The following is an 18,851-nucleotide window of genomic DNA, read 5'->3' as shown; positions in this document are numbered from 1 at the left end:
AAGACATAGGGGCACCCCCCGCACTGCGATGGACGACGCCGGTTCTCGACCGGAGATCGCCAAGCAGTAGGTTCATCCGCAACATGACGCGAAGGGGAGCTCATGGTGCGGGTTGCGGATCGTGGGGGTATCAGCCGGCTGGGGACGGCGCTCATGTCAAGCCCCTCGAAGTGTGTAGCCCTTCCTATGCCCCACAGTGAGGCTGGCGCAGTACTCGTTCTCGTAGTCGATCGGGCTCTTGAGCCCACACGCTATGTAGCCGGCGGATGTTGTAGACGTCGGTGATCCAGGTGGCGATCCTGATCCGGGCCTGGGTGCGGGGGCGGACGGTGGACGTACTCGACCTTGAGGACGCTGTTGACGCCTCGCTACGGCATTGTCGAAGCACGAGCCGACCCGGCCCATGGACCGTGTCACGCCCAGTCGGCGGCAGGCGCGGGTGAACTTCCGCGAGCCGTACTCTCCCGCGGTCCAAATGGAAGATCACGCTGCGGACGTCACCGCCGCGGGTGGCCGCTGCCATGTTCAGCGCGGCCACGACCAGGTCCGCGTCGTGGCGGGCGCTCATCGCGTAGCTGAGCAGGCGCCGGGAGAACAGGTCGATGACCGTGGCGAGGTAGAGCTTGCCTTCCTCGGTGACGATCTCGGTCATGTCGCCCGCCCAGACGAGGTCGGGTGCCTCGGAGGTGAAGTCTCGCTGGACGAAGTCTGGTGCCGCCGGACGCTTCTCCGGCCTGCTCAGCCCCTTTCTGTATCTCACTTTCCGGGGGACAAGGTCGAGTTCGGCCATCAGGTTCGCGACGGTGTTCACCGAGAAGCGCCACCTCCTGCGGACCAGCAGGATGATGATCCGTTGGTGCCACCGGACTCGGTGAAGATCTCCTTGATCTCGTCGGCCAGCCGCTGCCTGCGCAGTTCACGCCCGGTGGGCCGGCGATCACGCCACTTGTAGAACCATGACTCGCTCACGCACGCCCAGGGCGCGGCACGAGGCGGTGTGCGGGATGCTTGTGCTCAGTCGTGTCGTCGCTGATCACCCTAGCCACGGAGAGCCGCAAGGAATCCAATACGAGCTGTGTCATGTCGGTGACGTTACGGATAAATGGCGGATGCCCGAGTAAAAGGACTCTGGCGCTCCAGATCGGACACAACCGGTCGGCACGCGGGCTCCAGGGCGTGATCTTCACCCGTGACGACCGGGCGGGCGAGGGCAAGTTGTCCTCCCGGCTGGGGCTGGTGACGGAGGCGGTCGAGGCGACCGAGGGCATGGACCTGTACGCGTACCTCGTGAACCAGATCTCCCGGGGCGGCAAGGCGGACTACGTGATCGTGGACGAGGCGCAGTTCCTCGCGCCCGAGCAGATCGACCAGCTGGCCCGTACCGTCGACGATCTGGGCCTGGACGTGTTCGCCTTCGGGATCACCACGGACTTCCGCACGAAGCTCTTCCCCGGCTCGCAGCGGCTGATCGAGCTGGCCGACCGGATAGAGCAGCTCCAGGTCGAGGCCCTGTGCTGGTGCGGGGCCCGCGCCACCCACAACGCCCGCACGATAGGCGGCGAGATGGTGGTCGAGGGAGCCCAGGTCGTGGTCGGCGACGTGAACCGCCCGGCGGAGGAGATCGGCTACGAGGTCCTCTGCCGCCGCCACCACCGCCGCATGACCTCGGCCGCCGCCCACGCGGGCGCCCTCTCCCCGGACGTCCTCCCGGTCAACCACACCTGACCGTCCTCTGAGCGTGCCGAGTTCCCTGTCCCCTGAAGTCGCCGCACTGGCTTTCCGTACCGGTTCAGGCCGTCTCGGACACACCTTCCTGCCGGGGAAGGAGCTCAACGGGCAGGAGAAGAACCGGGGACTGTTTATCGCCGATTCCCTGGCCGCCATCGCCTGCCTGGCGACCGGAGGCGTCCTGTTGTGGGTCTTCGTATCCGCACACGCCTCCACCCCGGTGGCGCCCGGTGGCGCCACGGTGCAGATCACGGACTTCTACAGGAGGTGATCCGCACGCTGTCGACTGGCCGTCCGCGCGCGGAGGACCGGCGGCTCCGCTGTCGGACGCCTGCGCTAATGTGATCAACTCGCATGCGGCGACGGGGGAATGGGAATCATGGACGGAATGCAGAGCGGCGGCTCGGTCGGCTGGGCGGCCACGGGAGCGATGGGGCCGAATGCCGCCTACCGCAACCAGACGATGCGGTACGAAGACGTCGAGCTGAGGTTCGACGAGTCCGTGTCGTTCCGCACCGTGTTCCAGCTCTGGTTCCAGGCGTTCGTGGTCTCCTTCTTCGTCTTCCTGATCTTCGGTCTGTTGCCCGCGCTCACATCGAGTTCCGGTCCCTTCGACTCGGGGAACGAACTCGGCGTCGGACAGGTCCTCTCCTTCATCGCCTTCTGGGTGGTCCTCCTCGCCGCCCGCGTCAACGAGCCGGTCTCGGAGTGGAAGACACTGCTGGAGGACAAGCATGCCGCGTCGTCCTCCGCGTACGCGGCGATCTACGGCTCGCTCGCCCGGCGGAAGATCCCCGTGTCCGCGGTACCGGTCCGGATCCGCAGCGACCTCCTGCCGGAGGTCGTGAACAACCGGCTGGTCATCAGGAGTGGCCGGTACGTCGCCTACGTCACGGTCTTCGGCTACGGGACCAGCCTGTACGTCGGATGGACGATGTGGCGCAGCCGCAACGGAGCGGTGCTCATCGGCCACTTCCTCAAGGACCTCGTCGGCGGCATGTTCAACCGTGCGGGCGACATCAACCAGATGCTCCGCACCGAGCGGCCGCGGGCCATGCGTGAGGCCGTGCACTCCGCCGCCCGCGAGGGTGTGGAGGCGGCTGTCCAGGGCATCGAGGTGCCGATGGCGACGGCCTTCGGCCAGGAGCCGCCCATCCAGTCCGGCTCCGCCGCCACCGCGCCGGAAGCCGGACACGGTAACGGCGGCCCCGTGCCCGGCTCCATGCCCGGGCCCGCCGCCCCGCCCATGCCGCCGCGCACGAACCACACGTACCCGGCTCCGCAGGCCCCGGGAACCCCGCCGCCTCACTACGCCCCGCCGACCTCGTCGGCCCCGCACCAGCCGCCGCACGGCACGCCCTGGCCCGGAAATTGAGCGCAGCCGGGTCGGACGGCGTACTGACCGTCACCGACGGCACGACCGTCTGGGCGTGGACGGCCGTGCGCATTGACGCCGCCGCGGACCTCACCGAAACCCAGGAGTACGCGGACCTGCCGGAATCGGAGCGCAGGACCAAGGCGGTGGCCGCCGAGACCGCCTGGCTGGCGGGGCAATGGGACACCGCCCACGGTGAACGGATCGAGCTGCGCTACCTCAGCGACCCCGCGGGGCGCAGGCTCTCCTGCGCTCTGCTCGGCCGGGTGGCAGCACCGACCGCCGAGCGTGCCGAAGCGGCCGCACGCGCGCTCCGCGACCGGATGGCAGCGCTGCCCCGGCACGTGCACGCCACACCGGTCGGGGACGGCGACGAGACGGCACGGCTGCTGACCCCCTTCACGCCCGACCCGGCCGCCGGGGTGGCGGAGATCCGCAAGCGCTACCACAGCGGGCTGCCCAACCGGCCCGACGCGGGCGTGCACTACTACCTCGCGCCGCAGCCGTTCACCGCGGCGGCCCCGCCGTGGGACATGCTCTGGCAGGCCCTGGCCGCGCATCCGCACCCCGTGACGCTCAGCGTCGGCCTGGAGCCGTACGTCGTACCGCCCGACTTCGGCCCGCTTCTGCACCGCATCGCCACGCAGTACGGACGTCTCGGTACCCCCGGGCAGTTGCCCGACGGCCTCTGGTCCCCCGGCGCTCAGCTCGCCCCGGACGCCTTCGCCGTGGACGCCGCCCGGGTCTACGCCGACGCCGCCCGCCGCTACACCGACCGCGTGTTCCGCATACGCATAGCCCTCGCCTCGCCGGCGCCCCTGCCGGAATCCCTCGCCGAACTCGTCGGCGCCACGGTGTCCCCGCAGGAGCGCGCCCGGGAGGCGGGCGTCCTCACCGAGACCATCAACGGCCCCGCCCATACCATCGCCTGGCCCGCGCCCGGCGAGCTGCCCGCGGCCTGGCAGGGGCTGACCACCCTGGAGCAGCCGCGAAGGGGCGGCGACTACTGCTGGCGGCTGCCCGAACCGCTCTCCCCGCCGCTGCGGCTGCTCGCCGAACTCGTCGACACCCGTGAGGCCGCCGCGGCCTTCCGGCTGCCCCTGGCCGTCAGCGGACACATGGCGGGCTTTCCCGTACGCCGCCCCGGCATGGCGGGCGAGACCGAGTACCGCACCGACGGTCCCGCGATCCTCCTCGGACGTCAGCTTGTCCACGACGTCCCCGCCGGACCCATCGGCATCGGCCCCGGCGACCTCACCCGGCACGCCCTGATCGTGGGTACGACTGGCTCCGGCAAGACCAACACCACCCTCGCGTTCTGCGAGCAGCTGTGGCGCGACCACCACATCCCCTTCCTCGTCCTCGAACCCGTCAACTCCACTCTGGACGACTACCGTTGGCTCGCCACCCGCCCCGGATTCGAGGACCTGCTGGTCCTCACCGTCGGCGACGAGGCGACCGCGCCGCTGCGCCTCAACCCCTTCGAGGTGCCGTCCGGGGTACGCGTCAGTACCCATATCGCCGGACTCATGGCCTGTTTCGACGCGGCCTTCGGCCTCTGGGACCCCCTGCCCAGCATCTACAATCGGGCGCTTCGCGCGACGTACGCGCGCAAAGGCATCGTGCCCACCGACATCGCGGAGCCCTCCCGCGTCGGGGACTGGCCCACGCTGCGTGACTTCATCACGGAGATGCGCAAGCAGTGCGAGCAGCTCGACTACTCGGGCGAAGCACGGGACAACATCGTCGCCGCGTCCCGCCTGCGTGCGGAGTCCCTGGCGGAGGGAGCCTGCGGCACGACCCTGGACGTCACCCGCTCCTATCCGGTGGAGGAACTGCTGCGGCGGCCTGTGATCGTCGAACTCGCCGGCGTCGGCGACAACGAGAAGGAGCAGTCGCTCATCACCGCGCTGCTTCTCCAGACGATGACCGAGTACTACAAGGCGAATCGCGAAGGCGACTCCCTCGCCCACGTCACCGTGATCGAGGAGGCCCATCGCCTGCTCGGACATCCGGCCGGACACGGCGGCGACGCGAAGGAGGGCAACGCCCAGGCCCGGGCCGCCCAGGCCTTCGCCAACACACTGGCGGAGAACCGCAAGTACGGCGAGGGCATCGTCATCGTCGAGCAGGTCCCCGGCAAGCTCGTCGAGGACGCGTACAAGAACACCAACCTCAAAGTCATGCACCGGCTGCCGTCCGCCGAGGACCGCAACCTCATCGGCGGAACCATGCGCTTCTCACCCGACCAGGAGCGGTACGCCGCCTCGCTGGAACCCTTCCAGGCATTCGCCCACCATGACCGGATCGACCGGCCGGCGCTGCTCCGAGTGCCCGACGTACGGGCGCAGGCCGCGGCGGAGGCAGGCGTCAGCCGTGCCCCCCTGGCATCTGACGCCCAACTGGCCGCCCGCTTCCGCGCTTTCGCGGGTGAGTGCGAGGCGGTCGACACCGCACTGGCGCCGTTCCCCGGCTGCGACGGCTGTCGGCACAAGTGCGCCTTCCGCTCGAGGGCCGCGACAGCGGTGTGGCCCGAGCACGGGCCGAAGCTGAAGGAACGCGTCGCCCGGTATCCGAAGACCAGTCGCGAACAGGCCGACTGGTGGCGCGACGCCGCCGACTGGATCAGCGCCCTCGCCGACACGGTCCCCTTGCCCGCGGCGACGGGGCATTCCGAAACGGCGGTGACCGACTACCGGGCCTGCGTCTTCATTCACGTCGCCAGAGCGGCCTGGCAGCGCAACACCCTGCCCTGGGTCCGCCTCTACCGTGACAACACCCGTCGGGGAGCCGCCCAATGAGCGACCGCCCGGCAGAACAGCCGCCGCCCCCCGAAGCGCCGTCCCCACCGGAATCCACGGACGCTCCCGAGCCATCCCCGCCGGAGGACTCAGCGGAAGCTCCTGATGCTGTCGAGGCCCCAGAGCCGGTGAAGGCGTCGGCCTCGGCTGAGACTCCTGGCCTCGCGGAGCCCACGGATTCGGATGCGGACCCCGAACCCTCCGAAGCACCGGAACCGGCGGAAGCCCGTGACTCGGTCGGGTCCTGGTCTCCCGAAATGGAGGAGGCCCCCGCCCCTGTCCCGCCGGCGGACGCCCCCGAATCGGCTCCACCACGCGACACCGCGGAAGCTCCTGCGGAGCAGGTCGAACCCATCGGGCCGGATTCCGACGCCGCACCCTTCCCGACGGAGGCGCCCGCACCGGACGACTCGGCCCCCGACCCCACGGATGCTCCCGAGCCCGCCGAAGTCTCGGAGCGTGCCGAGTCGCCCGGCCCGGTGGAGCAGGCCCATCAGGCCGAAGGCCCGCGCGCGGATGAGGCACCGGATCCCGCCGAGGCAGCGAGACCGGCGGAAACCCATGCCCCGGCCGGGCGCGGTTTCCTCGAAGCGGACGAGGCACCCGCCCCCGCACCGGTGTCGGATGATGCCCCAGAACCACCGGAGGCGGTCACCCGTGCCGACGCGGTGTCACTGGCCGACGACCCCGACTCGGCGCCGGATCCAGTCCCGCCCCACGATGCCCCTGAAGCACCTGCGGAGCCAGCCGAACTCGGCGAGGTTTCCGAGGCCCCCGGCTCGGACGAGGCGCCCGCAGCTGACGACGCCGCACCCGACCCCCGCGACGCCCCCGCACGGCACGACAGGGTCGGCGTGGACGACGATGCTGTCGAGGGCGGCGTCTTGGACAAGTTGAAACAGCTCGCGGGGAGGAGAAGGCAAGAGACGGACGGGCCCGAGCGCCTGACTGGCACGGTGGATCACCCGGCCTTCCAGGATCCGACCCGATCTCCGAACGAGGTCCCCGACCGTTACGGCACTCCTCTCGACCGCGCTGACGGGACTCGGACACCACTCTTCGACGGAGACCCCTCGCGGGAACAGACAGAGCAAGGCGCCCTCGAAGACTGTGGCATTATCGCCACGCTCGGAGCTGTGGCCGGTCATCGTCCCGAGGCGATTCGTGAGTGCGTGAGGGAGGCCGAGGACGGCAACTACGCGGTGAAGCTGCATGAGGCGAAGTTCAACCACTCACGCGACAGGTACGAGCCCACAGGCCGCGAAATCAATCTGACCGTGACACCCGATCTACCGGTGTTCGACGATCGCCCTGGCGAACCTGCCTTTGCGGATTCCGTGGCTACGGGGGCGGCGTGGGCGCCCGTCCTGGAGAAAGCGATTGCGGGAAGCGATCAGGCATGGGACAGAGAACGTCGCGACCGGTGGGCCGAGAGGCAGAAAATGCGGGGAGCCCCTGAGGTTCCAGAGGGCTACGTCCGGCTCAACCAGGGAAGCGGCCCCAAGGATCGTGCCGAACTGCTCACTCAGCTCACCGGCCAGCCCGCCGCCACGTGGGATTTTCCCAAACAGTACGATCACGACGGGCACAGCCCTGACAAGCAGCTCATGGGTGACATTCGGCAGCGGCTGGCCGAGGGGAAACCGGTGCTGGTCGGTACGCATTCCGAGAGGGAAGTCGGCGGCCCTCTGTCGAATGATCTGCACCCGGCCCATGCGTATGAAGTGACCGAGGTGGACGACCAGGGAGAGATTCATCTGCGGAATCCCTGGAACGCGTTGGACCCCAAGCCCTTGACGCTCAAACAGTTCAATAAGTACATCCGACCTCGATACACCACCTTGGAGTGACCACGTGACTGCCGAGATCTCGCTCAGGCACGGAGTTATGACACGGGCTGCCATCGGCCGCTTCGGCGTGATCCATGTGGATGCCCGTCCTGGATATCCCCTCACGGTCCGCCTTGGGGTGGTGGCCGGCGAGGAGCGGAGGTACACCCTTCAGCCGGGTGATACTTTCCCGGTCCGGGACGAGCTGTGGGTACTTGACCGCGTGGAGGACCCCACCGGCGACTGGCGGGTTTACCTCCGAAAGGTCGAGTAGCAGTCCGAGGAGCCCCAAGCGGTCAGTCAGGACGCCACCAGGACATCCAGCGTCATGGTGGGGAGCCTGGCGTGAGTTGGTGGATGGTCAAGATAGAGCACGCTGGCGCTCCAGATCGGCCACAACCGGTCTGCGCGCGGACTCCAGGGCGTGATCTTCACGCGGGACGACCGGGCGGGCGAGGGCAAGCTGTCCTCCCGCCTCGGCCTGGTGACGGAGGCCGTCGAGGCGACCGTGGGGATGGACCTGTACGCGTACCTGGTGAACGAGTTGTCCAAGGGCGGCAAGGCCGACTACGTGATCGTGGACGAGGCGCAGTTCCTCGCCCCGGAGCAGATCGACCAGCTGGCCCGGATCGTGGACGACCTCGGGCTGGACGTGTTCGCCTTCGGCATCACCACGGACTTCCGTACGAAGCTCTTCCCCGGCTCCCAGCGGCTGATCGAGCTGGCGGACCGCCTGGAGCAGCTCCAGGTGGAGGCCCTGTGCTGGTGCGGGGCCCGCGCCACGCACAACGCCCGCACGGTGGGCGGTGAGATGGTGGTGGAGGGCGCCCAGGTGGTCGTCGGTGACGTGAACCGCCCGGCGGAGGAGATCGGCTACGAGGTCCTCTGCCGCCGCCATCACCGCCGCCGCATGACCTCGGCCGCGGCCCACGCAGGCGCCCTCTCCCCGGACGTCCTCCCCGTCAACCACGCCTGACCGGGAACGCCCGTCTACTGGAAGCTGAGCCGGTGCGGATGCGTAGGGGTGGCGGGGCAGGTGTGGACGCGCATGAGGCCGCGGCCGAGGTAGACGCCGGTCGGGTCACTGATCCGGCTGTCCGGTACGGAGTCCTGATCCTCCAGCGGGATCCAGCTCTCCGAGGCCCCGTCCCATTCACTGACGGCCACGGTGAGCAAGGGAGGCATGGGTGTTCCGCAGACTCCGCAAGCGATGTGCGCCGGGTCGGTGAGGTGCCACGAGGCGAAGCCGCCGACCTTCCAACCGGGCGCGATGGACAGATCGCCCCGGTAGGTGACCTCCTCATCCTCATTCGCGCGCGCGGCGGCCATGGCGGCCTCGTACTCCTCGTACGTGTCGAAGCTGGAGGGGGCGGAGGAGTCGAAGGCGTCGTCGTCCTCCTCGTCATCTCCCACCTCCCACGCTTCGACGGCCTCCTGAAGGTCCTCGTCCAGCAGACCCTCGTACTCGTGCTCCACCACTTGTTCGGGGTGCAGCTCGCACGTGTTCGGGACGCATTCGGCCCTGCCCACCACGACGGGTTCCGGGATCACGGCGAGGACCTCGCCCACGTCCTGGGAGCGCCGCCACTTCAGCACGACGTCGATGGTCCGGTCGGGGCCGTGCACTTCGAAGGGACACCAGAGGACCTGGAGCAGGTCGCAGCCGTCCGGTCCGGTGAGGTCGGGGACGTCGCGGGCGAAGAGCTGCGCGGCGGCGAGCAGCGGAATCGGGTCCGCGTCGCTGATCTGCGGGGCGTGCGGCCCTGGCTGGAGGGTGTCCAGGACCCCGCGTTCCGCGTCGTTGGGACCCGACCCGGGATCGCGGTGCCACGCCTCGTCGAGGATCCGCCGCTGGAGGCGCACGTCAGACAGCCGGTGTCCGCTGCCCTTGGGATGGACTGCGGTGCACAAAGGCCACGGTTCGTCGGCGGGCCACAGGAGCGGGCCGGCTACCGAGCTGTCGTCAGCTTTCGGGGAGCCGTGACGCGGGTGGAGGCGGGTGCTGGTGCGGCGGTAGTCGGCGAGCGCGGGGAACAAGCCCTCGGCGTCGACCGGGCGGGGCGGGGTGGTGCGGGTCATGTGATCCTCACTTGCTGTTCGGGGCCGGTGCTACACGCCGGTTCTGACGCCGGCCGCGGGGTTCTCGAGGCTGTGGGTGAAGGTGAAGCCCTTGTTCCCGAATGCTGTGAAGTCCAGACGGATGGGTATGGGGTTGGCTCCCTCGTAGATGGGCTTGATGTTGTACTGGATGACTTCACCATTGCCCTTCCTGACCGCGTCGAAGATCACCTGTTCTATCTGGTCGCGCTGGTCCGGCGAGTTCGTGGGGTCCTGGGTCTGTGTGACCAGGTTGTGGTAGGCCTTTGTTCCGGTACCGGCTCCTCCGAGCCGGTCGGCGAGGAGATGACCACGCGCTTCGTTGAAGGCCGTTCCGTGGCCGCGCCAGCCCGGTGGTTTGAGCTTGCCGGCGGCCGTTCCCTTCTTCGCGTCCAGGATCTCGGGCCGAAGGCAGGCGTAGACGCCGGTGGGGCGTCCGAGGTGGTCGAGGCGGCCGTAGCGGATGCTCCCTTCCCAATCGTATGCGTCCATCTGGCAGCGCTTCGGTGCCAGGCCCAGTGGGTCGCTCCACGCCCAGGGGTTGAGGACGTATGTCGAGGGGTTGGGCGCCGGTGACAGGCCGAGTGGGTCGGGGCTGGTGTAACGAGCGGTGTCCGGGTCGTAGTGCCGGAAGTAGTTGTAGTGCAGGCCGGTTTCGGGATCGGCGTACTGTCCGGGGAAGCGCAGCGGGGTGTACGCGGTGGCGTCCTTGCCCCAGCCGGTGGTGCCCCAGCATGCCGAACGGGCGCGCCAGGCCGTCTCACCGGACTCGGCCACCAGCTCGGTCGGCGCACCGACCAGGTCGGTGACGATGGCGAAGAAGCGGCTGTTGACCTCTGCGGCTTCCCCTTCCCGGCGCTCGTACTGGCTCAGCGGGCGGTGGCCCTCGTACTCCCAGGTGAGCACGGTCCGCGTGGCGGAGTCGGATTGCTCGACCAGGAGGGATCCGTCCCATGTGAACTGGGTGGTCTCGATGACCGCCAGGCCGTCAGGGGACATACGGTGTTTGGCGGTACGCCGCCCCAGAGGGTCGTACGTGTACTGCCACAAGGTGCCGTCAGGGGTGGTGCAGGAGACCATGTGGTCTTCGGCGTCGTAGGTGTAGCGCCAGATGTCGGGCTTGCGGGAGAGTCTGGCGCACCGTCGCATGACGACGCGGCCTTCCCCGTCGTGTTCGTAGGTGACAGCGCCGGCGGATGCCACACGGGTTCCGACGTAGGTGCGGGGCCCACGGGCTTCGCTGTGGCCGGCTGCTCGCGGCCAGTCGGCCTGGGTCTGGTTGCCCGCGCCGTCGTACGCGTACGTCTCCGTCCAGCCGGGTGCTTCGATGCTGAGCGGTCGCCCCATGGGGTCGAGTGAGATCTGCTTGTCCCACCTGGCCCCGGCTACCGACTCCGTGATCCGCACGGGGTACCCGTCGGCGCGGTATGTGTAGTTCCGGACGGGTGAGGCGGTCCCGCCGCTGGTCACGGACTGGCTGACGGGCCGGCTGCGGTTGTCCCACGCCGTATGCACGGAGACGGGGGCCGACGGCGATCCCCAGGTGCGGGTCAGTTCACGGCCGAGCACGTCATGGGTGAAGGCGGTCGTGTGTCCGTCGGTCGTGAGCGAGAGGCGGTCGCCCGCTTCGCCGTAGTCGGTGTGGCTGACAGCACCGGAGGGCGTCGTGCGCGAGATACGGCGGCCCAGCAGGTCGTAGCTGTAGCGGCTGGTACGACCGTCGACGGTTTCGGAGATCAGCCGTCCCATGGCGTCGCGTTCCATGACGACGGCGGAGCCCGGCGACCGGGCGGAGACGAGTTCGCCGGCACGGTCGTAGGCGTAGTGGACGAGGTGCCCTTCGACCTCGCGAGAGGTCAACCGGTCCATGGAGTCCCACGTGTACGTGGCCGACACTCCCTGAGGGCCCGTACGGGATGTCAGACGACCCGCCTGATCGTAGGCGTAGTGAGTCCGGCGGCCGTCGAAGTCGGCCTCGGCTATGAGCCGTCCGGCGTGGTCGTAGGTGTAGCCCCATGTCTGTCCGAGCGGGTTGGTCACCTGAACCAGGCGCAGTTCGGTGTCGTAGCGCAGCTCATGGCGAGCCCCGTCTGCCGCGATACGGGCGAGGGGCTTGTCGAAGTGCCCGTACTCGGTGGCTGTGACACCGCCGTGGGTGTCGGTGTGGGCGAGGCAGTTGCCCTCGGCGTCCCAGCGCCAGGCCTCGCGGCTGCCGTCGGCGGTGACGCGGTGCAGCAGCCGGTCGTCGGCATCCCAGACGAAGCGCTGCGCGCTGCCCGCGGGATCGGTGAGCCGGATGGGGCGGCCCCGGTGGTCGCGCTCCACCGTGGTGACGCCCCCGTCGGAACTGGTGATCTCCAGGGGAAGTCCGGCGCGGTCGGCGCGGATGCGCGTCGTGGAGCCGAGAGCGTCCGTGAACGACGCGACCGCACCGGTGCGGTCGTGGGTGAATCGGGTGAGAGCGTGGTCGGGCCCGCGGGTGCCGGTGCAGTTGCCGAGTTCGTCGAAGTACTGCTCCCACACGGTGCCATCCGGGGCTGTCACCTCAACCGGCAGGTTCAGCGCGTTGTAGCGCGCGGTGGAGGCCGAGCCGTCGGGCAGCTGCACGGCGGTGAGATTGCCCGCTTCGTCCCAGGTCAGCTCGGTGGTGTGGCCGAGCGGGTCGGTCCGGCTCAGAGGGCGGTCGTATGCGTCCCAGGTCAGCTGGGTCGTATGGCCGAGCGGATCGGTCTCGGAAACGACCTGGAGCCGGTCGTTGAGGTGGAGGACCGTGGTGGCGCCGGTGGAGTCGGTGTAAGAGGTGACGCGGTGTCCGGTCTGGGGGTGGACGCCGTAGGCGAAACGCGAGGAAAGGATGCCGTCGGGTCCCACGGTGCTGACGACGCGGCCGTCCGCATCGTAGACGTACCGAAACGTGGACAGATTCCGGTCGGTCCACGAGGTGACGCGGCTGTCGGCGTCGTAGGTGAAACGCATGGGGGGAGCGTCGACACGCTCCGGGCCGGTCAGTGAGGTGAGGTCGCCGGCCGGGTTGTAGCCGTAGCGGAGGACGGTTTCCACGCCCTCCGGTCCCTGGAGGGCGAGCACTGTGACGCGGGAGGTGTCGGCGGTGAGGCTGACCGTGTATCCGCCCGAGTGCACCACGGACAGGTGGGCTCCGTCGGAACGGCGGTTGAAACCTACGTAGTTGTCGTTACGATCACGGACTTCGGCCAGCCAGTAGGCGGGGGAGGCCCGATAAGGACTTCCGGTGAAGGTTCGGGTGACCCCGCCGTGTGGGTCGAAGACCTGGTACCGGGTATCGCCCTCGTCTTCACCGCCGTGGACCAGTGACAGCCGCTCACCTTCCAGCGGCAGCACCTGCTCCCCGCCCGGCCGCGGAAGCCGCGGGTAGACCAGTAGTGAGCCGTCCTCCCGGACCCAGACAGCACCTGAGCCCACTGGGTTGAGTTCGATCCGTTCGTCCAGGGTGGAGGCCCAGCTGCGGCCGAACCAGTGTCCGTATCGGTAGGTGGACACGTGCGTACGGCGAAGCGCGAGGGGCAGCACACCGGGCAGGGCCAGGTCCGTCTGCGGGAGCAGCATCTTGCCGGTTGCCACGTCGACGGGATCGTTCTTGCAGACGGTCTTGTCGAGCGATATGGCGTTGCTGCGCGGGGCGTCCTTGGCGTCCTGAGCCGAGTTCGGTTTGGTGCGGGCCGAGTCCTCACCTTTGCCGTGGTCGGCCGGGCCCCTCCTTCCGCCTCCCTTGCCGTCGTGGTCGTTCTTGCCCTTCAGGCGGTTGAAGTCGTCGTGGATGGCCTGGTCGTTCTTCTTGTGGTCGGTGGATATCCGTTTGACGGCCTTGGGGAGGGTGGTGCCGACGTGGTCGCCCATCGCTTTGGTGGCCTTGACGAGGGCTGCCATGGCTTTGTCGGCTGCGGGGTCGATGGCCTGGGCGATGGAGTCGCGGCCTCGGGTGCGGCCGTGGTGGGACTTGGCCTTGGTCAGCTTCGATGTCGTCTTGCCGTGGATGCTGGTGCTGACGGTGTTGAGGCTGGTGCCGGCCCGTGTGTGTTCGGAGTGCTCGATGTGGAGGTCGACCAGGCCGGTGCCGCCGCCTCTGCCCCCGCCGCCTCCGGCCGAGGCGAGGTTGAGGGATTCCTTGCCGGACTGGACGCCGTCGTTGAAGCTCTCCTTGCCCGCCTTCTTGGTCTGGTCGAGGTCGACGCCGTCCTGGAAGCCGAGGGCCATGGAGCCGAGTTGGACGACGAGGTCGGCGGCCATGCCCTCAAGGGCGGCGACGGCCGGTTCGGTCATCGCGGAGACGATGTAGCCGACGGCTTCCTCGACGCACTCCTTGATGAGGCGTTTGACGACCTCCTGGGTGGCGCGCATGGCGGCCGCGCCGACGAGGGCGGAGAGGCCGCCGGTGACGGGGATCAGGGAGATGGCGATCCCGGCTTCGGCGGCGAGGTAGCCGAGCTGGACGACGGCTGCGAGCTTCATGCCCTCGACGGTGGTGGCGGCCGAGTCCATCGCGCCGGCGATGGTGCGGGCCGCCTCCGCGATGTCCTTGAAGTGTTTGCCCTTGACCTTGTTCCAGTGCTCGTTCAGGGCCTCGATCGACTCGCCCCTGCTGGCCGAGAGCAGGCGCTCGACGTGGTTGTTGGCGAGCTGCCCGTCGTCCAGCAGGTCGTCGGCGAACTCACGGAGCGAGTCGGCCATGTCCCGGTAGGCGTCCTCGTCCACATTCGGCCAGGCCACGCCGATCAGATCCAAAAGTGTGTCAGCCCAGTCGGGCACCGTGACAGACATGCCCCACCCCCCGTGGTGTCAGGTAGAACGAGAATCGAACAGTCCTATCACGTAACCGTTCTGACGGGTAATCCGCACCTGTGAATCCGCACAACCGCTACACGGTTCCCAGCTGCGTTGATGCAGATGTCATCTGCGCAGGGCCCTCGCGAATGCACACACGAGGTCGACCTCATGGTGGATGGCCAAGGGAGAGCACTCTGGCGCTCCAAATTGTCCACAACCGGTCGACTCGTGGTCTGCAGAGCCTGATCTTCACGCGGGACGACCGGGCCGGCGAGGGCAAGCTGGCTCCCAGCGGCTGATCGAACTGGCCGACCGGGTGGAGACGCTCCAGGGCGAGGCGATGTGCTGGTGCGGTGCCCGCGCCACTCACAACGCCCGCACGGTGGGCAGAGAGATGGTCGTTGAGGGCGCGAAGGTCGTGGTGGGAGACGTGGGCAATGCCGCGGAGATCGTCGGGTACGAGGTCCTGTGCCGCCGCCACCACCGCAAGCGGATGACGAGCGCGACGACGCGAGTGGCGGCACTGTCGCCTGACGTGCTGCCGGTCGCGTCGGGCTGAGACCTTTGCTGCCACGGTGACGCCGGGGAGCTCGGCGCCGTTGGGGCGTAAACACAGATGGGAACGGGCGCGACCTGTGGCTTCCGGACCCGTGGCCACGGTTGAGGCCGCATACGACCTCTCGTACGCACGCGGAGTGGAGTGCTGACGGCGGTCGTGCCGTGGTCTGCTTGTGCTCCTTGTCGAGGCCGTGTGCAGTGCGCCGGGGTGCGGGCGGACAGCAGCCACTGTTCTTGCGCATAGGGCGGATGCAGCACACGTACGTGAGAGCGGCGGCGAGCAGCGTCGCGGCCAAGGGGAGCCAGATGCCAGTCATGGCGTGTGGTCCTTGTGGAGGTCGGGCTTCGGGCCCGCCTCGGTGCGCAGGGCCTCTGTCAAGGCTGCTACCGAGGGGCGCCGAGTGGCGCCGACGCGTAACCTTGAGATGGGGCTCGTCCAATTGTCCGGCTTCCGCGCAGGGTGTGGTCGCCCGACTGCCGAGGAACAGTGACCGTCTCATGTCTCCCATGCCTGACAGGAGATCGCCGCAGGGCCGTCGTGCCCGAGCTGCCGCGCTGCGTGAACAGGCGGGGCGTGCCGAACGCCGCCGCCGACGGCGGCTCACACTGATCGTGAGCATCGTGGTCGCCGTGGTCATCGCCGGGCTCACGATCGCGGTGCTCTCCACAAGCGGCGGGCCGTCCCGTTCCACGGCTCCCGAGGCCGGCATACCAGCCACTCCGATGAACACCGCCTCGGGCCGTACGACCAGTCCGCCGTGGGCCGCGTCGAGTGATGCTTCTGCGCGGGTCGCGGCAGCCGGGCTTCCGATGCTGGGCGAGGAGGGCAACGTCGAGCACATCCACGTCCACCTGGACGTCATCGTGAACGGCAAGCCGGTGGCCGTCCCGGGGAACATCGGCATCGACCAGAAGGCGCAGCAGATCAGCCCGCTGCACACACACGTGGTGAACGGGGTGATCCACGTCGAGTCCCCGGGCAAGGCCCTTTTCTCCCTCGGTCAGTTCATGACCGAATGGGACGTCGCCCTCACGCCTGACTCCATCGGCGGGCTCAAGGCCGGCGGCGGCAACGAATTCCACGCCTACGTGAACGGCAAGGAGCGCCCCGGCAACCCGGCCGCGATCGAGTTGCGGAACCACGACGAGATCGCGCTCGTATACGGACCGGCAGACGTGAAGGTCGACGTGCCCAGCAGCTACGACTGGCCGAAGGGCAAGTGAGCAGCGGCTACGGGAACCCGGACCCTTGATGTGACACGCGCACCGCCGGCCTGCCGGACGGATGGTGGTCGGGGCTGCCTGACGCGGGCGCCGGTAGGGGGCCGGGACGGCGGCGGTGATGCGGGGCCGTACCGGGCGAGCGTCGTGATACGGCGGGTCAGGGCGGCCCGGCCAACGCGGTGGTGCTCGCGACAAGCAGCAGGACGGCGACCTACGCGGCTGCACCAGAAGCAGGACGGTGTAGCCGGCGGTGGCCTGGGTCTGGGCGATCACGGCGAGCAGGGCGCCGCAGGTGCACGCTGCGGCCCGCGGCCGTGATGCGGGCCGTCGTTGCTGTGCGCCACCTCCTGCGCGGTCAAAGTGGCTGCACGAGGCCGTGGAGCCGACCGCTCCAGCCGCAGAGGGAACTCCCTCGCCACCTGCCGCACGCAGCGCGCCGCCAGGCGCCGGCAGGCCGGAGCGAAGCCAGGAAGCCGTCCGCGCCGGCAAGGCGGCGTGCCCGCGTCGTGCGCGGGACTCGATGGGGCAGGGAAGGTCTCAGCCTGGCAGAAGGCGGGCTTGGCTCGCCCTGACGGCGAGGCCGTGCACAACCGGGACGACGAGTCGGCAGAACGCCATGCGACGGCGTGTCCCGCACCGCGATCTGCGATCTGGCCACGTTCGTTCTCGCTGGAGACAAGACCGAACGGGTCGGCCGCATGATATCACGCCCCGTCCCTCGTTCGCAGCATGAGGCATGGCTTATATCCAGATTGCGCGAGGATGTCAAGTCACGCTTTTTAGTGGCATGACCCGTATTGCCCGGTCGGGTTTATTTGAAGCCAGGGCCTCACACTCCTACTGATAACGAATGCGAGGCCGAGCTTTCGTCTCATTTCTGCGGGCCAAAAGGGAAATCCCCGCATAACTCGAGGGAGAGTCCGATGAATGGGTATTCCTGGACGCGTCGTCTGTTGTTTATGGCCACGGCCACCGTGGCCCTGGCCGGCACCGTCGTGCTGGTCCCGGCGGCGGCCTTCGCATCGCCGGTAGAACACGCCAAGGCGATTTCGTCCCTCTCCTGCCGCTATGCCGCACATTAGGCCGGGGATTTCTGTGCCCCGGCCGCGCGAGTCCGCGGCCGATATTTCCCACCGGAAAGGAGGGGTTGCCATGCGCTACGACCACTGCCTCTAGTTCGAGCAGGTCGGGCCCGAGTGACGCCGGGCCCGACCTCGCTTCACACATGATCCGCCGTGACCTAAGACAGGAACGAAAGCCAATGACGACGTCCATCAGCTACAACCCATTGGACTGGGCAACGATTGTCGACCCGTATCCGGTCTATGCCGAGTTGCGCGCCCGTGCGCCCGTGTTCTGGCACGAGCAGATGCAGTCCTGGGTACTCACTCGATACCGCGATTGCCGAGAGGTGTTGCGCAACCATGAGTTGTGGGCTCGGGACTTGCGCCGAGTCGGCGCCGACGTTCCCGATGAACGAATGAACATCCAATACCAGGACCCGCCGGAGCAGGCGAGGTTGCGTGCTCTGATCATCAACGCCATGCGGGCGCCGGACACCCGGGACATCTGCCGCCGTGCCCGACCCGATCTCGAGGGGCATTTCGAACGGCTCCGCGATCGCGACGAGTTCGACCTCATGAGTGAGGTCGCGGCCCCACTCGCGCTGCAGATCACCTGTGACCTGGTCGGCGTGGAACCGCCGGCGCTGGAAACCTACGTGAGGATCTTCGAAGGGCTGACCCGGCGGATGGACAGCGGGCTCGAGCCGGGCCACACCGAGCCCGGGGAGGAAGTGGGACTCGAACTTCACGCGATGATGAAGGCGTGGTTCGCGAAGACCCGGCTTCCGGGAATGATCGCGAGCCTGCGGGAGAGTCCGCACACGAAAGCGATGCCGGACACATACGTCCGGAACACGGTGAGTGCGGTTTTCAACGCCAGTTACAGCACGGTCTATGCCTCGACCGGAGCCGTCGTCCTGACTCTGCTGCAGCATCCACGCGTGCTCGATCGGCTGCGCGATCGCAGGCTGATGGCTACGGGGGTGGCGGAGCTGATCCGCTTCTGCAGCCCGGCCCAGGGCACGAGTCGGGTGGCGACCGAGCGAACGAAGATCGGCGACACCACGATCGAGCAGGGTGAGGCCGTCGTGACCCTTTTCGCCGCTGCCAACCGGGATCCGGAGTACTTCGCCCAGCCGGATGAGCTCATTCTCGACCGTTCGCCCAACCAGCATCTGGGATTCGGATGGGGTCCGCACATCTGTGCCGGCGCGCAACTCGCAACGGACTGGCTGTATGAGCTCATCGACTTCCTGAACGAGCGGCCGTCGGCATTGACCTTGGCAGGCGAGCCCAGATACATGCGCTCCGCGACGCTTCGCAATCTGGCAGCGCTGCCCGTGAGTCTTCGCCATTGATCCCAAGCGGGAGC

The 18,851-nt window shown here is 68.4% G+C and carries 13 protein-coding genes and 1 pseudogene; 11 read left to right on the top strand and 3 right to left on the bottom strand.

The annotated features are described in order from the left end of the window. Positions 1-184: 184 nt before the first annotated feature. Entirely contained in the window at positions 185-811 is a 627-nt protein-coding gene (locus J7E94_RS34750; protein WP_308345369.1) for a DDE-type integrase/transposase/recombinase, read from the bottom strand. A gap of 269 nt (positions 812-1,080) precedes the next feature. Between J7E94_RS34750 and J7E94_RS20140 the strand changes: the two genes are divergently transcribed. The 7 genes from J7E94_RS20140 (at position 1,081) to J7E94_RS20115 (ending at position 8,709) form a co-directional block, all read left to right on the top strand. Further along, on the top strand, positions 1,081-1,725 hold the full coding sequence (locus J7E94_RS20140) for a thymidine kinase (protein ID WP_215017337.1): 645 nt from the start codon (positions 1,081-1,083) through the stop codon (positions 1,723-1,725). Between the two features lie 13 nt (positions 1,726-1,738). Beyond that, the gene (locus tag J7E94_RS20135) at positions 1,739-1,999 is read left to right on the top strand and encodes a hypothetical protein (RefSeq protein WP_215017325.1); all 261 of its coding nucleotides are present in this window, start codon (positions 1,739-1,741) and stop codon (positions 1,997-1,999) included. Positions 2,000-2,107: 108 nt separating this feature from the next. Beyond that, on the top strand, positions 2,108-3,103 hold the full coding sequence (locus J7E94_RS20130; RefSeq protein ID WP_215017323.1) for a hypothetical protein: 996 nt from the start codon (positions 2,108-2,110) through the stop codon (positions 3,101-3,103). Then, entirely contained in the window at positions 3,100-5,904 is a 2,805-nt protein-coding gene (locus J7E94_RS20125; protein ID WP_215017321.1) for an ATP-binding protein, read from the top strand. The genes J7E94_RS20130 and J7E94_RS20125 overlap by 4 nt, the downstream gene beginning before the upstream one ends. Before the next feature lie 257 nt (positions 5,905-6,161). Continuing rightward, positions 6,162-7,754: a hypothetical protein gene (locus J7E94_RS20120; RefSeq protein WP_215017319.1), complete on the top strand. Its 1,593-nt coding sequence runs from the start codon at positions 6,162-6,164 to the stop codon at positions 7,752-7,754. 4 nt (positions 7,755-7,758) lie between these two features. Continuing rightward, positions 7,759-8,007, top strand: a complete 249-nt coding sequence (locus tag J7E94_RS35980) for a DUF6406 domain-containing protein (RefSeq protein WP_374224470.1) — start codon at positions 7,759-7,761, stop codon at positions 8,005-8,007. A 102-nt stretch (positions 8,008-8,109) separates the two neighbouring features. Beyond that, positions 8,110-8,709: a thymidine kinase gene (locus J7E94_RS20115; protein ID WP_215017335.1), complete on the top strand. Its 600-nt coding sequence runs from the start codon at positions 8,110-8,112 to the stop codon at positions 8,707-8,709. Positions 8,710-8,723: 14 nt separating this feature from the next. Here J7E94_RS20115 and J7E94_RS20110 read toward each other — a convergent pair whose 3' ends face one another. After that, complete coding sequence (locus J7E94_RS20110; protein ID WP_215017317.1) at positions 8,724-9,812, bottom strand: hypothetical protein; 1,089 nt, start codon at positions 9,810-9,812, stop codon at positions 8,724-8,726. A 30-nt stretch (positions 9,813-9,842) separates the two neighbouring features. After that, positions 9,843-14,627 (bottom strand): DUF6531 domain-containing protein, encoded by a 4,785-nt coding sequence (locus J7E94_RS20105; protein ID WP_215017315.1) that lies wholly within the window; start codon positions 14,625-14,627, stop codon positions 9,843-9,845. 152 nt (positions 14,628-14,779) lie between these two features. Here J7E94_RS20105 and J7E94_RS20100 point away from each other — a divergent pair. From J7E94_RS20100 to J7E94_RS20085, 4 genes and pseudogenes are all read left to right on the top strand, one after another. Next, positions 14,780-15,192: pseudogene (locus J7E94_RS20100) on the top strand (hypothetical protein). Positions 15,193-15,698: 506 nt separating this feature from the next. Beyond that, positions 15,699-16,415, top strand: coding sequence for a hypothetical protein (locus J7E94_RS20095; RefSeq protein ID WP_215017313.1), 717 nt, complete (start codon positions 15,699-15,701; stop codon positions 16,413-16,415). Positions 16,416-17,338: 923 nt separating this feature from the next. After that, positions 17,339-17,497, top strand: coding sequence for a hypothetical protein (locus J7E94_RS20090; protein ID WP_215017311.1), 159 nt, complete (start codon positions 17,339-17,341; stop codon positions 17,495-17,497). Between the two features lie 179 nt (positions 17,498-17,676). Continuing rightward, positions 17,677-18,837: a cytochrome P450 gene (locus J7E94_RS20085; RefSeq protein ID WP_215017310.1), complete on the top strand. Its 1,161-nt coding sequence runs from the start codon at positions 17,677-17,679 to the stop codon at positions 18,835-18,837. The last annotated feature ends 14 nt before the right edge of the window (positions 18,838-18,851 follow it).

It is taken from the genome of Streptomyces sp. ISL-94, from assembly GCF_018614075.1.
Taxonomy (GTDB): domain Bacteria; phylum Actinomycetota; class Actinomycetes; order Streptomycetales; family Streptomycetaceae; genus Streptomyces.
This window is presented reverse-complemented; position numbering and strand designations above follow the sequence as displayed.